We start from the raw sequence: 13,831 nt of genomic DNA, 5'->3' as shown, positions 1-13,831 counted from the left end.
TTTTCTTACCAAACATGTACCCGCTTATCAACAGGCAACCACATTTTATCGCCTTCTTTAATACCAAATGCGTCATAAAATTCCTGCATTTGTTGTGGTGGTATCAAGGCCCTGTATTGTGCCGGCGAGTGTGGATCGGTCAATAAAAGATTAGCCGCTGTTTCGGGCAAAGCAATACCACGCCATACCTGTGCCCAGCTTAAAAAGAAACGCTGATCGGGCGTAAAGCCATCAATTTTTTTATTGCTTTTTCCCTGAGGTGTTTTTTTAAAGGCTTCATAAGCCATAGCAAGTCCGCCAAAGTCGGCCAGGTTTTCTCCCAATGTAAGTTTACCATTTACATGTAAACTATCCAGTACCACCGCCGCATCATATTGTTTGGTAACAGCATCTGCAAGCAGTTTGAATTTGTCTGCATCTTCCTTGGTCCACCAGTCACGCAGGCTGCCGTCGGCATCGCTCTGGCGGCCCTGGTCATCAAAGCCATGGGTCATTTCGTGGCCAATTACGGCAACAATACCCCCGTAATTCACGGCATCATCGGCCCCAAAATCAAAGAAAGGAAACTGCAATATGCCGGCAGGAAAAGTGATGGTATTTTGTATTGAATTGTAAGAGGCATTTACCGTAGGTGTGGTAAAATTAAATTCGTTACGGTTAATAGGTTGGCCCAGTTTGGTGATGTTGTAATTATACGCCCATTTGCCTGCGTTCCTTACATTTTGCAACAATGCATCTTTGCTTATCACCACGCCTTCATATTCTTTCCATTTATCAGGATAAGCAATTTTTTTAGTAATGGCCATCAACTTTATCAATGCCTTTGCTTTTGTTTCTTCGCTCATCCAGCTTAGCGATTTGATACGGCCGGCAAAGGTTTGCTGCAGGTTGTTCACCATTTCCAGCATACGCTGTTTGGCTTCTGGTTTAAAGTAGCGGGCTACATATAATTGACCCAGCATATCGCCGATGCTGCCATCAATAAGTGAAGCCATACGCTGCCAGCGTGGTGTAATTTCCTTTTGCCCGCTGATGGCTTTCTGGTAGTCAAAATTTGCCGTTACAAAATTATTGCTCAGGTAAGGCGCTGCATTTTTCAGCACTTCAAATTTGGCCAGTTGTTTCCAGGTATCCAGTGGCATGCCGGTAAGCAAACTATCCAATGCACGAAAGAAAGTGGGGGTGCTTACAATAATAAAATCCTGTTTAGGAATATCCAGTGCTGCAAAAATGGCCGGCACTTTTAATACAGTAAGATTGGCAGAAAATTCTTCCGGGGTAAATTTATTATAGCGCTTTTGAGGATCTCTCATTTCCACCCGGCTCAGTTGCGCTTTGGCAATGGCTGTTTCGGCCTTCAGGATATTGTCAGCATACATTGCTGCATCGGCGCTGCTTACCCCGGTAAATGTAAACAGTTTAGTGATATAGGTTTTTAATGCACCACGAATAGCCACACTGCGGGCATCATCTTTTAAATAATAATCCCTGTCTGGCAAGGTAGTACCACCCTGGCCCATACTCACCCTGTATACATTAATATCTTTGGCATCCTGGTTTACAAATGCACTGAACAAACCACCAGCTGCGCCTTCTTTACGCAGTTTAAGCTGCAGGGTAAGCAGGTCGTTGATATTAGTAATGGCATCAATGGATGCAAGGTCTTTTTGAACGGGTGTGGCGCCCAGTTTTTCCAGTTGCAGGCTATCCATGCCACTGGTATAAAAATCGCCACTCATTTGTTCGGGCCGGGTTCTGTCTTTCTTTTTTGCGGCTTCTTCCAGTAATATTTTAAGGCGTTGTGAAGCTTCCTCCCGCAGCATATCAAAACTTCCCCAACGTGTTTTGGTGCCGGGCATTACAGTATTCTTTAGCCAGCCGCCATTGGCATATTGATAAAAATTATCGGCAGGCTTTACAGAAAGATCCATGTTAGCCTTATCAATATATTTTGTTTGAGCCGTTAAAAAAAGCGGTGCTGAAACAAGCAGTAAGGATAGTATTTTTTTCATATGATGAACTGCATTTTTTTGCAGGATACAAGTTACTGGTTTTACAATTTCAGCTGCAAAAAAAATGTAGCAGCGGTAACTATACTTATAAGCGGTTTACATGTTGCTTTTATTTGCCGTTTTTATCGGGCTAATACAACAGATCCTACAACTTATTCCCTTCCTTCGGAAAAATAACAGTAGGCTTAAATTTTCTGGCTTCTTCAAAATCCATGAGTGCATAAGAGATGACAATGATGATATCTCCTGCTGCGCCTTTTCTTGCTGCCGGTCCGTTTAAGCACACCACACCACTGCCTCTCTGGCCTTTAATGATATAGGTTTCCAGGCGTTCGCCATTGTTTACATTCACTACCTGAATTTTTTCATGCTCAATCATATTGGCCGCATCCATCAGGTCTTCATCTAAAGTAAGGCTGCCTACATAGTTAAGGTTTGCTTCTGTTATCACCGCACGGTGAATTTTTGATTTTAATATTTGTATTTGCATGTTGCAAAATTAAGAACTATATAAATCAGCTGTTGTAATGGTTTTCTTTATCTTTAAAATCTTTATTACATACCATGCAGGAAAAATCATGCAATATAAAAGTAGCGGTAGATGCCATTGTGTTCGGCTATTCTAAAATTGATGGCGTATCTGTTTTATTGATCAAAAGAAAATACCCTCCGTTTAAAAACAGCTGGGCGATTCCCGGCGGCTTTGTGCTGGAAAATGAAAGCCTGGAAGAGGCGGTAAAAAGAGAGTTACTGGAAGAGACCGGCATTAAAGTAAATTATTTGGAACAGCTGTATAGTTTTGGCGAACCTGAACGTGACCCCCGGCAGCGCATTATTTCCATTGCTTATTTTGCATTGGTAAAAAGCAGTTTGTTTCAACAATTAAAAGCCAGTACCGATGCGGAAGATGCACAATGGTTCAGCATTAATAAATTACCTGCCCTTGCTTTTGATCACAAACAAATATTACAGGTGGCTATTGATCGCATACGGGCAAAAGTGCGCTACCAGCCTATCGGTTTTGAACTGCTCGACAAAAAATTTCCCTTTGCTGATCTTGAAAAATTATATACCGCTTTATTAGACCGTGCCATTGACCGGCGCAATTTTACCAAAAAAATGCTCTCTTTAGGATTATTGGAAGATACCGGGGAGCTTGCGGCATCACCCGGCGCCGGAAGACCCAGCAAAATTTACCAGTTCAATAAAAAGCAATACCAGCATTTATTGAAAGAAGGTATGCATTTTGAAATATGATGCTCTCAAAAAATAATTTGCGTAAAATTGACGCAAATTAAAAATTCTCCATATCTTTGTGTTATCAAAAAATAATGAATGATGAAAACGATCAATCTTAATACCGGCGAAGGCGTTACAATAACCATCTTTCCTGATGGACAGCCACACGTTAATGTACAAGCGGTGACAGATAACGATGAAGTAAAAGTAATTTGTTCTATTACCGATACCGGTAAGCTGTTACAGTTACTGGAAACGGCCAATGCGCTGGATAATTTATTTGCCATAAAAAAAATATTAGTGATACCCTACCTGATGGCCGCCCGTTACGACAGGCTGATGCAACAGGGCGACAGTATCGATTTAAAAGTAGTGGCCGACCTTATCAATCTTTGTGGCTTTAGTAAAGTGTATTTATACGATGTACACTCTGATGTTTCCTTATTACTTATCAAAAATGCCATTGGCATAACTAATGAGGCATTGGTAAAAGCGTATGATATGCCTGATGCGGTATTGATTTGTCCTGATGCCGGTGCCAGCAAAAAAGTAGGCAAATACTTTGGCTGGAACAGCAATATTAAAGAGATTGTTTACTGCAGCAAGAACCGTGACCTGGCAACCGGTAAAATAAGCCTGGAAATTTTAGAGCCGCAGGAATGTGCCGGCCGTAACTGTGTCATCATTGATGATATCTGTGATGGCGGTGGTACTTTTCTGGCGATAGCAGAAAAGATTAAACCTGCTCATTTAACCCTCATTGTTACACACGGTATTTTTTCCAGGGGTTTTGAAAAATTACATCAGTATTTTCAGCAGATCATCGTTTCAGACAGCTTGTATAAAACTTACGATTCTCCCATTGTTAAAACTTTAAAACATTTTGAATAACTTATGAAAACGAATCCGTTTTTATTAACCGATTATTATAAAGTAGGCCACGTATTTCAATACCCCGATAAAACAGAATTAGTATACAGTAACCTTACACCAAGAAACAGCCGTTTAAAAGATGTTGACGAAATGGTGTTCTTTGGCCTGCAGTATTTTACTAAAGAGTACCTGGTTAAATATTTTACTGATAACTTTTTTGCACAGCCCAAAGAAAAAGTAATTACAGATTATAAAAGAAGGATCAGCACATCATTAGGTGCAGGTTTACCTACGTATGAGCATTTGGAAAAATTACATGATCTCGGTTACCTGCCTATAGAAATTAAAGCATTGCCGGAAGGAAGTAAAGTGCCTATGAAAGTGCCTTGCATTACTATTGTAAATACCATGCCCGGTTTCTATTGGCTCACTAATTTTTTAGAAACCTTATTAAGCGCCATCATCTGGCAGCCTTGTACCAGTGCCACTATTGCACATGCATACCGAAAGTTGCTGAATAAATACGCTGCGGAAACAGGCATGCCAGGGGAATTTGTACAATGGCAGGGCCATGATTTCTCTTTTCGTGGTATGAGTTCTTTAGAAACAGCTATACTTAGTGGCATGGGGCACCTGTTAAGTTTTACCGGTACCGATACTATTCCTGCAATTGATGCATTGGAACAGTATTATAACGCTGACGCTGATACCGAATTGATTGGCGGCAGTGTGGCAGCAACAGAACATAGTGTAATGTGCAGCGGTAGTAAAGATGGAGAGCTGGAAACTTTCAGGCGTTTAATTACTGAAGTTTATCCTGCCGGTATTGTAAGTATTGTTAGTGATACCTGGGACCTTTGGAAAGTATGTACCGAATATTTAACGGCTTTAAAAGAAACTGTTTTACAAAGGGATGGTAAAGTGGTTATTCGCCCTGATAGTGGCAACCCGGTAAAAATTATTTGTGGTGACCCTGAAGGAAAAACCGAAGCTGAAAGAAAAGGGGTGGTGGAATTATTGTGGGATGTATTTGGCGGCACTATCACCGACAAAGGATTTAAATTGCTGGACCCTCATATCGGTGCTATTTATGGCGACAGTATTAATTTAGAAAGAGCGCAGGCTATTTGCGAAGGCTTAAAAGCAAAAGGCTTTGCCAGCCAGGTGGTGTTTGGTATTGGCAGTTATACCTATCAATACAATACCCGTGATACATTTGGTACCGCCATGAAAGCCACGTATGTTGTTGTTGATGGCGAAGGCAGGGAAATTTTTAAAAATCCTGTTACTGATGATGGTACCAAAAGATCGGCCACCGGTTTATTATGTGTAAAAAAAGAAAATAACAAATTTGTGCTGCATGATAAAGTAAGCTGGGAAAAAGAAGCACAAAGCGAATTAAAAACCGTTTTTAAAGACGGGAAAATAACAAAGGAATTTACTTTGGCGGAGATAAGGGCAACGTTGGCAGAGTAATTCCATACTCATCAAAAAAATTTAAATGAAAGGAATAATTTACATAAAAGGAGATGCTACCAGACCAGTTGGCGAAGGCAATAAAATTATTGTGCATGTTTGCAATGATATTGGGGGTTGGGGAAAAGGTTTCGTAGTGGCCATTTCTTCTAAATGGTCTGCTCCTGAAAATCAGTACAGGAACTGGTACAAAACCAAAGAAAATTTCACTTTGGGAGAAGTACAATTTGTACAAGTTGAAAATAACTTGTGGGTGGCAAATATAATTGGGCAAAGAAATATAAATAAAGATGAAAATGGAAATCCTCCCGTTAGATATGAAGCTATAGAATCTGCATTGATAAAAGTATCTGTATTTGCAAAGGAAAAAAACACATCTGTACACATGCCAAGAATTGGTTGTGGATTAGCTGGTGGTATATGGGAACTAATGGAACCAATAATTCTTAGAACACTCTCAGAAAAAAATATTGAAGTAACTGTTTATGATTTTTAAATGAAATTAATCACACTATACCGCCCCGTTGGGCAAAAAGAATTAGAGCTGATAAAAGAATCTGGTTATAAAAAATTTCCACCACGATTAGACTGGCAACCCATCTTTTACCCGGTAATGAACCAGGCTTATGCCGAACAAATTGCATTAGAATGGAATACTAAAGATGCATTTTCCGGTTATGCCGGTTATGTTACGGCTTTTGATTTACCTGAAGATTATTTGCGACAATTTGCTGTACAAAATGTGGGCGGAGAAATTCACAACGAATTGTGGGTGCCTGCTGAACAGTTGGAAGCATTCAACAACAATATTATTGGAGAAATAAGATTGGTGCAATCTTTTTTTGGAGAAAAATTTAAGCAATCATGATCTACTCACTCAACTGGTTAAAATCTCAAATAGAAAATGGTATTCAACCAGGATACCTGTTCTTCTGGGGCCGCAAACAAAAGTTGGCTGGTATAACAGATAAGTCCTGCTTCAGTCAATGGTGGCCTTCACCATTTATTGTTGATGGAATAACTTACCCCACAGCAGAGCATTGGATGATGGCACAAAAGGCTTTGTTATTTAAAGATGAGGAACAATATCAGAATATTATTTCAACAGATAGTCCCGCAAAAGCAAAAAAACTGGGGCGGCTGGTAAAAAATTTTGAGGGTGAGTTATGGGGTGCAAAAGCTTTCGCATTTGTTGTGGAAGGTAACCTCCATAAATTTTCCCAACATGAAAATTTAAAACAGTTTTTGCTGCACACCGGCAACAGAGTCATCGTTGAAGCAAGCCCGTTTGATAAGATCTGGGGTATAGGCACCAAAACACACGAAGCAGATCCTCTTAAATGGAAAGGCGTCAATCTTTTGGGCTTTGCATTAATGGAAGTAAGAGACGGTTTAAAAAAATAACAATGCAACAACAACTAAAACATATCAGCAAATTAATGAGCCTGGTACTTCGCCATAAACCCGAAGCTATTGGCTTGCAGCTGGACGATAATGGCTGGGCCAATGTAGCGGCGCTGATAGACAAAATAAATGAGCAGGGCAACAGCGTAAATTTTGATATCATCAATACCGTTGTGGATACCAACGATAAAAAACGTTTTGCTTTTAATGAAGACAAGACCATGATACGTGCCAGCCAGGGCCATAGTATTGCAGTGGAATTAAATTTAAAAGCAGTTACACCGCCTGATGTTTTATATCATGGTACAGCCAGCAGGTTTATAGAAAGTATTTTAAAAGAAGGATTGATAAAACAACAGCGTCAGCATGTTCATTTAAGTCTGTTGCAGGAAACTGCAAAAGCAGTAGGGTCAAGGCACGGCAAACCTGTAATCCTTACTATCAATGCCAAGGCAATGACAGCAGCTGGTTTTGTTTTTTATTTATCCGAAAACGGCGTATGGCTTGTTGATTCCGTACCGGTTGAATATATTACACTATGAAACGGACCTTAGTGATTGGCGATATTCATGGCGGATTAAAAGCACTACGCCAGGTTTTTGAAAAAGCCAGAGTTACCCGTGATGATAAAATCATCTTTTTAGGCGATTACGTGGATGGCTGGAGTGAATCGGCAGGTGTGATGGATTATATAATTGCTTTGAGCAACACCAACGAATGCATTTTTATAAAAGGTAATCACGATGTTTGGACCGAAGAATGGTTGCGTACCGGCGAGGCCGACAGAACCTGGTTGTTTCATGGCGGGCAGGAAACTGTAAATAGTTATACAACTGCCACCACTGAACAAAAGAAGCTGCACCTTAATTTTTTAGAGCAAATGCCATTTTATTATATTGATGAACAGAACCGACTGTTCATTCATGCTGGTTTTACTTCTATGCATGGGCCACAAAAAGAATTTCATAATTCTAATTTCAGCTGGGACAGAACACTTTGGGAAACCGCATTGGTTATGGATAAGCGAATAAAAAAAGATTCCGTTCTTTTTCCGAAACGCTTAAAACTTTTTAGTGAAATTTATATCGGCCATACCCCCACATTATATTACAATGAAGATACTCCTATGCAGGGCTGCAATGTATGGAACCTGGATACCGGCGCCGCATTTACCGGCAAACTCAGCATTATGGATATTGATACCAAACAATTCTGGCAAAGCGAAATGGTGAATAAATTATATCCGGGAGAAACGGGGAGGAATAAATAATAGATTACTTTAATTCCTTTTTTAAAATGATGATGTTATCTTTACCGAAGGTTGTTATATTTTACACCCATAAAACCTCTTCTGCAATGTTGGGGTTTTTTATTTAATACGCAGGCAATACAGAATTCAAAAAACAATGTCTTATATACTTTCGCTTAAGGAACTGATCAATACACTAACGCAGGCAAAGGATTTACTGGTGGAGATGTTTGAAAAAAGGAAGTCGTTTATGTATAAATATGATGATGCGGCCGAAGTATTATCAGAAGATAAAATAGAGATACTCATCAGCAAACATATTTTGCGCCGCAACGGGCCCTACATTGAAATTGACGACCAGTACCAGCAATTTTTTGAACAGGTTCTGGAAGTAAATGAAGAAATTAACACGGCATACATCAGCGAAAATATATTACAGGTAAAGCAACAAATTAATTTTTACCTGCAGGAAAACAATGAGCACCGCAGGTTTACTTACCTTAAACAGATAAAAGCGGCACTGCGTAAAATCGGGCGTACTACTTTACGCAATGTAATTGACCTAAACCGTAACATAGAAAACGCTTTTAAAACAGAACCTAATTACGCTATAAAAATTGCCAAGCTGGAGGCATTTGATGAAAAGCGCAGGGTAATTTATTTGTTGATAGAAAATACCGATAAACTGGTAACTGAAGATGAGCTTACTTTTTTCACCACTGCTTTAGATGAAGAGTTAAAACAAGTGGTTACATTAGTGAGGGCTCAACTTACCGAAAGCAGGCACAACTTAATTGAAACCCAAAAGCAAATTATAGAATACCTAAACCAGGTAAAATACCAAAGCAGTATTCAGGAAAAAATAAAGCAGGTAAAATATTTAAAAGACCAGTTTGAATTAAAATCAAAAACTAACCTGGCATTTTTACTGCAACAAAAAAATGATGTAACTTTTGAAAGCCGGCCAAGCTATCCTTTAAAATTATCGCTGGAATATTTACACACCGATGAGGGCAGGTTACAAATAGAAAAAGTATTTGCCAAAATAAAGCAAAGCAAAAAAACTACCATGCAGGTGGCAGAAGCGTTGGCCAGTAAAGATTTGCTACCGCAAACGGAAGATGAGATTTTTATTGATTTAGAAGAATTGAAAAGAGGCTTTGTTGCATCAGGCAGGCATTTGCACAGCTTTATTATGGAATACAAGTATCCACGACCTGTTAGTTACGAGGAAAAAATTACTATTTTTTGCCAGATGGTTTCTATTTACGAACAGGAACTTACAATAAAAGACACCTACCAAAAAGATGAAATGGTAGAATATGCCCTGGTAATGAACAAATAAAATGGTTAAACCTAATTACAACATGAACACACCCAACCGTTACACCGCCGATATTTTTGACACCCTCAGCAAAGGAAAATTTATTTGCAGCAACAGTGTGGAAAATAGCAGCAGTAAATTGTATACCGCCATAGAGGAAAATTTTGATGAACTATACAGTTATTTTTTTGCCATAGGTTTTATACTGGAACGGGGCGATGAATATTTTTATTTTTCCAGAAATGAAATTAAAGCTACGCTGGAAAGTAAAATAGAACAAGCCTACCGCTGGGTAGATGTGGTAGATTTTTTTATGACTTTTGATAATGGTTTTGCTCCCGGCTTCAGGTTTACACCGGCCGATGTGCAACAGCAGGTAAAAGTAGATGCCAGCTTAAAAGATAAATTAGAAATAATGAAGCGCCTTACGGGTGAAGGCAGTTATGCTGAACGCATCAACAACCTTATTGATAAACAATTGGTACAACCCGGCTATGCCGAACTGGAGAACGAATTAACCAACCAATACAAAGTAGTGGCATCCTACAATTACATTAAACAACTAATAGTAAGCATTCAAATACAAGAGGAAACAGCGCATGAGATTCTTAAATAAAATAATTTTTATCAACAGTGCTACCATCAGGTATGCTGAAGTGATGGTGGATGGTAATGTACATTTAATTGGAACACAAGGCGTGGGTAAAAGCACTTTACTAAGGGCTATTTTATTTTTTTATAACGCCGATACTTTAAAGCTGGGCATATCAAAAGAAAAGAAAAATTTTGCAGAATACTATTTCCCTTTTCAAAACTCTTTTTTAATTTTTGAAGTACAACGGGAAACAGGGCCATTTTGCGTAGTAGCTTTTAAAAGTCAGGGTAAAGTATGTTTCAGGTTTTTTGATAGTGCCTACAGCCGGGATTTTTTTGTAAGTAGCGAAGGGCATGCTTTTGAAAAATGGGAAGACAACAGGAAAATACTGGATGAGCAACGTATTGACCATACCCGTAAAATTGACCGCTACGAAGAGTACCGGGATATTTTATATGGCAACAATGAAGCTGGTAAAAAAGAGTTTACCAAATATGCTTTGCTGCAAAGTAAGCAATACCAGAATATTCCCCGTACTATTCAAAATGTTTTTTTAAATAGTAAACTGGAGGCAGAATTTATTAAGCAGACCATTATTATGTCGCTTAATGAAGAAGATATCAGTATCGATTTGCATAGCTATACCCACCACTTAAAAGGTTTCGAAAGCCAGTTAAACGATATTCATTTATACAAACAACCGCATATTGCCAGGCAAGCCGAAACTACGGTTAAAAATCATTTAGCCATTAAGCATTTAGAAAGTGAAAAAAATAAATTTTCGCTGCAACTGGCCTGGGCAGCGGCCCAGGTGCAACGCAACATTCCTAAACTACTGGATAAAAAAGAAAAGCAGGAAGCTGAGAAAGCTACTTTACTGGAACGCATTGATGCAGCGGAATTGCGGCATCGCAGTAAACTGGATAAAATAAAAGCAGAAATTAGTGTGTTGGAAAATGACATTAAAAAAGCAAAAGAAAAAGCTGATTATTATAGTCGCCTGCAAATTGAAACGATAATAGAAAGAGTAAATAAAAAAACCAGCCTGGAAGCCGAACTGGATAAATTAACCAAAGAGAAATTATTACTTACTACACGGTTTGCCGAAGTAACTACCAAGTACGACAGCTTGTTACAAGCACTTAACCAGGCTGCAAAAACGGTGGAGCAAAATAAAAAAGAAGAACAACTGATTGCAAAAGAGCAAAGCAACAACAATAAAGAAGAGGCCCGCCAGCTGCTGGAAAAGCTAACCGCTGAAATACGGCAGCACCACATGAAAAACATGGAGCAGGCCAGGCAAAATGTGGAACAGCAACAAAGTAGTTTGCAACAGGAAAAAATACGCAAAGCTACCACTACGCACCAACGGTTTTTTGATGCCGAATTAGAAGATGCCAAAAATACCGTTACACAATATGAAGTAGCGCTGCAACAAAATGCCAACGAACAGGAGTATTTAAAAAATAAAATAGACAACCTGCAAAAACAAGCAGAGATTGAAGAAATAGCTATAAAGCAAGCTACCGAAAGAGCACAGGAAAAATTAGAGCAAACAATTTTTTCGGCCCAAATAACTGCCGATAGCATTACACAGAACCTTGCCAGCAGCGAAGCTGCCTTATACGGGTGGCTAAATACCCACCGCCCAAACTGGGAAGATAATATTGGCAAATTATTGCCTGAAGGCATTTTATTTAATACCCGGTTATCGCCTGTGCTAAAAGATAAAGCCAATACACTTTTTGGTATTGAGCTGATGCTCGATAATGTTCCCGTACAAGTAAAAACTTTAGCGCAATATAAAGCCGAACTTAAAGCAGCGCAACTATCATTAACTACTGCTCAAACACAACTACAAAAATTACAGGCCGATGAATTAAAAAAAATAGAGCTGTTGCGTAAAAAATATCAACCGCAGGTTAAAGATGCAAAAGATAGTTTAAAGCAGGTTGACTATAAACATGACCAGGATAAGATGCTATTGCAACAAGCTCAGTTTAATAAAAAAGATTGGGAGGCAAAAGCAAAAGAAGCCAAACAAAATGCGGTTATTATTATTGATGCCGCCATAGCCGCAGCCAGTGAAGCATTAGCGCAGGCACAACAAAACCTGCTACAAATAGAAGAAGAACAAAGCAAGCAATTGAAAATAAAACAAAGGGAATACGATAAAAAAATTGCTGCTATTGAATTAGCGCTTAAACAACAACTGGAGCAAATTGAGGAGGCCATTAAACTGCAAAAAATAGCAGACAAAAAAGAAGAACAGGAATTACTAAGACAGCAAACACTGGAACTTACCGGAAAGGGCGCCGACACAAAAAGGCTGGATACCATTAACCTGCAATTACAAAATATTGCACAGGAGTTAAAATTTGTTGAAGACAACAGGGATAAGGTAACGGAGTATAAAAAAGATAAAAAAGAACTTATAGATAAAGCGGAGCAATTTAAAACACAAAAAAACACCTTAGATAAACAGTGTGGTTTTGAAGAAGAAAAGCACCGCCTGCAAAAAGAAAAAATTACTGCCGAAGTAAAAGAAACAGAAACTCTATTGTACCAGTTACAACAACAATTACTGCAACTGGAAGAAGACAGCAAGGCATTTGTTCGCTATCAGCAAACAGATGCTTACCTGAGCCTGCCTGCCGCTTATACCGAAGAAAAAGATATTTATAAAAATGACAGAACCTGTAAGGTTTTAATAGAAGAAATAAACCGTTGCTATTATACCGCTATTAAAAGATTAGATGAATTAAAAGAAGCTGCCAATAAATTTTTAGGCAACTTTTCTGTGGATAATATTTTCAAATTTAACAGCAGCCTTACAGATAAACACAGTTACCAGCAATTTGCCGAAGACCTGAACGAATTTATCAGCAACAGTAAAATTGAGGAGTACGAAAAAAGAGTAAACGAACGGTTTGCCAATGTTATAAGCCTGGTGGGTAAACAAACCAACGATTTAATGAGCAAAGCCGGTGAAATACAAAAAGTAATCACCAACATCAATAAAGATTTTGATAACAAAAATTTTGTAGGTGCTATACGAAAAATTGAATTGCGTATTGATGATAGTGCTAATAGAGTAGTACAGCTTTTAATGCAGATAAAAACCTACAATGATGAAAATGCCTTTGATATTGGTGGGCTCAATCTTTTTTCATCAGCAGATGCCGGCAGTAAAAATAAAAAAGCCGTAGAGCTTCTAAAACAACTCAGCAAAGCCATTGCTGAATACAGAAAAGAAACGATTGCTTTGTCAGATTCATTTGAATTAAAATTCAGAATTGAAGAAAATCAAAATGACACCGGCTGGGTGGAAAAACTATCTAATGTAGGTAGTGAGGGTACAGACGTACTGGTAAAAGCGATGATCAATATCATGCTGCTGAATGTTTTTAAGGAAGGTGCCAGTAAACGTTTTAAAGATTTCAGGTTGCATTGTATGATGGATGAAATTGGTAAACTGCACCCTAATAATATCAAGGGTATTTTACAGTTTGCCAACGACAGAAATATTTTGCTCATCAACGGTTCGCCTACCGAAACCAATGCACTTAATTACAAACACATTTATAAACTGGAAAAAGACGATAAGCGAAATACAAAAATTAAAAGAATCATTACTCAATTATCGCCGGCATAGATGA

General features: G+C 38.6%; 13 protein-coding genes. 11 read left to right on the top strand and 2 right to left on the bottom strand.

Annotation, left to right across the window (positions count from 1 at the left end; all coding sequences use genetic code 11):
- Window positions 1-5: 5 nt before the first annotated feature.
- Entirely contained in the window at window positions 6-2,012 is a 2,007-nt protein-coding gene (locus tag ACYVM0_RS25755; RefSeq protein WP_460562130.1) for a M13 family metallopeptidase, read from the bottom strand.
- Window positions 2,013-2,157: 145 nt separating this feature from the next.
- Window positions 2,158-2,502 (bottom strand): aspartate 1-decarboxylase, encoded by a 345-nt coding sequence (panD, locus tag ACYVM0_RS25750; RefSeq protein ID WP_460562128.1) that lies wholly within the window; start codon window positions 2,500-2,502, stop codon window positions 2,158-2,160.
- Window positions 2,503-2,576: 74 nt separating this feature from the next.
- On the opposite strand from panD, the gene ACYVM0_RS25745 reads away from it, so the two are divergent.
- The 11 genes from ACYVM0_RS25745 (at window position 2,577) to ACYVM0_RS25695 (ending at window position 13,827) form a co-directional block, all read left to right on the top strand.
- On the top strand, window positions 2,577-3,269 hold the full coding sequence (locus tag ACYVM0_RS25745; protein ID WP_460562126.1) for an NUDIX hydrolase: 693 nt from the start codon (window positions 2,577-2,579) through the stop codon (window positions 3,267-3,269).
- Window positions 3,270-3,347: 78 nt separating this feature from the next.
- A complete protein-coding gene (locus ACYVM0_RS25740) occupies window positions 3,348-4,142 on the top strand; it encodes a ribose-phosphate diphosphokinase (RefSeq protein ID WP_460562124.1) in 795 nt (264 codons plus the stop codon).
- A 3-nt stretch (window positions 4,143-4,145) separates the two neighbouring features.
- Window positions 4,146-5,600, top strand: a complete 1,455-nt coding sequence (locus tag ACYVM0_RS25735) for a nicotinate phosphoribosyltransferase (RefSeq protein WP_460562122.1) — start codon at window positions 4,146-4,148, stop codon at window positions 5,598-5,600.
- A gap of 25 nt (window positions 5,601-5,625) precedes the next feature.
- Window positions 5,626-6,096, top strand: a complete 471-nt coding sequence (locus ACYVM0_RS25730; protein WP_460562120.1) for a macro domain-containing protein — start codon at window positions 5,626-5,628, stop codon at window positions 6,094-6,096.
- Window positions 6,097-6,468, top strand: a complete 372-nt coding sequence (locus ACYVM0_RS25725) for an ADP-ribosylation/crystallin J1 (RefSeq protein ID WP_460562118.1) — start codon at window positions 6,097-6,099, stop codon at window positions 6,466-6,468.
- A complete protein-coding gene (locus ACYVM0_RS25720) occupies window positions 6,465-7,004 on the top strand; it encodes an NADAR family protein (protein ID WP_460562116.1) in 540 nt (179 codons plus the stop codon). The genes ACYVM0_RS25725 and ACYVM0_RS25720 overlap by 4 nt, the downstream gene beginning before the upstream one ends.
- Window positions 7,005-7,006: 2 nt before the next feature.
- Window positions 7,007-7,546 carry an RNA 2'-phosphotransferase gene (locus tag ACYVM0_RS25715; RefSeq protein ID WP_460562114.1) on the top strand — a complete coding sequence of 180 codons (540 nt, stop codon included), beginning with the start codon at window positions 7,007-7,009 and terminating at the stop codon, window positions 7,544-7,546.
- A complete protein-coding gene (locus ACYVM0_RS25710; RefSeq protein WP_460562112.1) occupies window positions 7,543-8,274 on the top strand; it encodes a metallophosphoesterase family protein in 732 nt (243 codons plus the stop codon). The genes ACYVM0_RS25715 and ACYVM0_RS25710 overlap by 4 nt, the downstream gene beginning before the upstream one ends.
- Window positions 8,275-8,410: 136 nt before the next feature.
- Window positions 8,411-9,598 (top strand): hypothetical protein, encoded by a 1,188-nt coding sequence (locus ACYVM0_RS25705; RefSeq protein WP_460562111.1) that lies wholly within the window; start codon window positions 8,411-8,413, stop codon window positions 9,596-9,598.
- Window positions 9,599-9,620: 22 nt separating this feature from the next.
- Window positions 9,621-10,193 carry a condensin complex protein MksE gene (locus tag ACYVM0_RS25700; protein ID WP_460562109.1) on the top strand — a complete coding sequence of 191 codons (573 nt, stop codon included), beginning with the start codon at window positions 9,621-9,623 and terminating at the stop codon, window positions 10,191-10,193.
- Window positions 10,177-13,827, top strand: coding sequence for an ATP-binding protein (locus ACYVM0_RS25695; protein WP_460562107.1), 3,651 nt, complete (start codon window positions 10,177-10,179; stop codon window positions 13,825-13,827). Before ACYVM0_RS25700 ends, ACYVM0_RS25695 begins: the two co-directional genes overlap by 17 nt.
- Window positions 13,828-13,831 lie beyond the last annotated feature (4 nt).

This window comes from Ferruginibacter profundus, assembly GCF_054783275.1.
The sequence above is the reverse complement of the archived record's forward strand: the minus strand, read 5'-3'. Positions and strand labels throughout refer to the sequence as shown.

Excerpts from the sequence above, each read along its gene's own strand:
- ACYVM0_RS25755 (WP_460562130.1), bottom strand. The coding sequence starts at position 2,012 with ATGAAAAAAATACTATCCTTACTGCTTGTTTCAGCACCGCTTTTTTTA.
- panD (WP_460562128.1), bottom strand. The coding sequence starts at position 2,502 with ATGCAAATACAAATATTAAAATCAAAAATTCACCGTGCGGTGATAACA.
- ACYVM0_RS25745 (WP_460562126.1), top strand. The coding sequence starts at position 2,577 with ATGCAGGAAAAATCATGCAATATAAAAGTAGCGGTAGATGCCATTGTG.
- ACYVM0_RS25740 (WP_460562124.1), top strand. The coding sequence starts at position 3,348 with ATGATGAAAACGATCAATCTTAATACCGGCGAAGGCGTTACAATAACC.
- ACYVM0_RS25735 (WP_460562122.1), top strand. The coding sequence starts at position 4,146 with ATGAAAACGAATCCGTTTTTATTAACCGATTATTATAAAGTAGGCCAC.
- ACYVM0_RS25730 (WP_460562120.1), top strand. The coding sequence starts at position 5,626 with ATGAAAGGAATAATTTACATAAAAGGAGATGCTACCAGACCAGTTGGC.
- ACYVM0_RS25725 (WP_460562118.1), top strand. The coding sequence starts at position 6,097 with ATGAAATTAATCACACTATACCGCCCCGTTGGGCAAAAAGAATTAGAG.
- ACYVM0_RS25720 (WP_460562116.1), top strand. The coding sequence starts at position 6,465 with ATGATCTACTCACTCAACTGGTTAAAATCTCAAATAGAAAATGGTATT.
- ACYVM0_RS25715 (WP_460562114.1), top strand. The coding sequence starts at position 7,007 with ATGCAACAACAACTAAAACATATCAGCAAATTAATGAGCCTGGTACTT.
- ACYVM0_RS25710 (WP_460562112.1), top strand. The coding sequence starts at position 7,543 with ATGAAACGGACCTTAGTGATTGGCGATATTCATGGCGGATTAAAAGCA.
- ACYVM0_RS25705 (WP_460562111.1), top strand. The coding sequence starts at position 8,411 with ATGTCTTATATACTTTCGCTTAAGGAACTGATCAATACACTAACGCAG.
- ACYVM0_RS25700 (WP_460562109.1), top strand. The coding sequence starts at position 9,621 with ATGAACACACCCAACCGTTACACCGCCGATATTTTTGACACCCTCAGC.
- ACYVM0_RS25695 (WP_460562107.1), top strand. The coding sequence starts at position 10,177 with ATGAGATTCTTAAATAAAATAATTTTTATCAACAGTGCTACCATCAGG.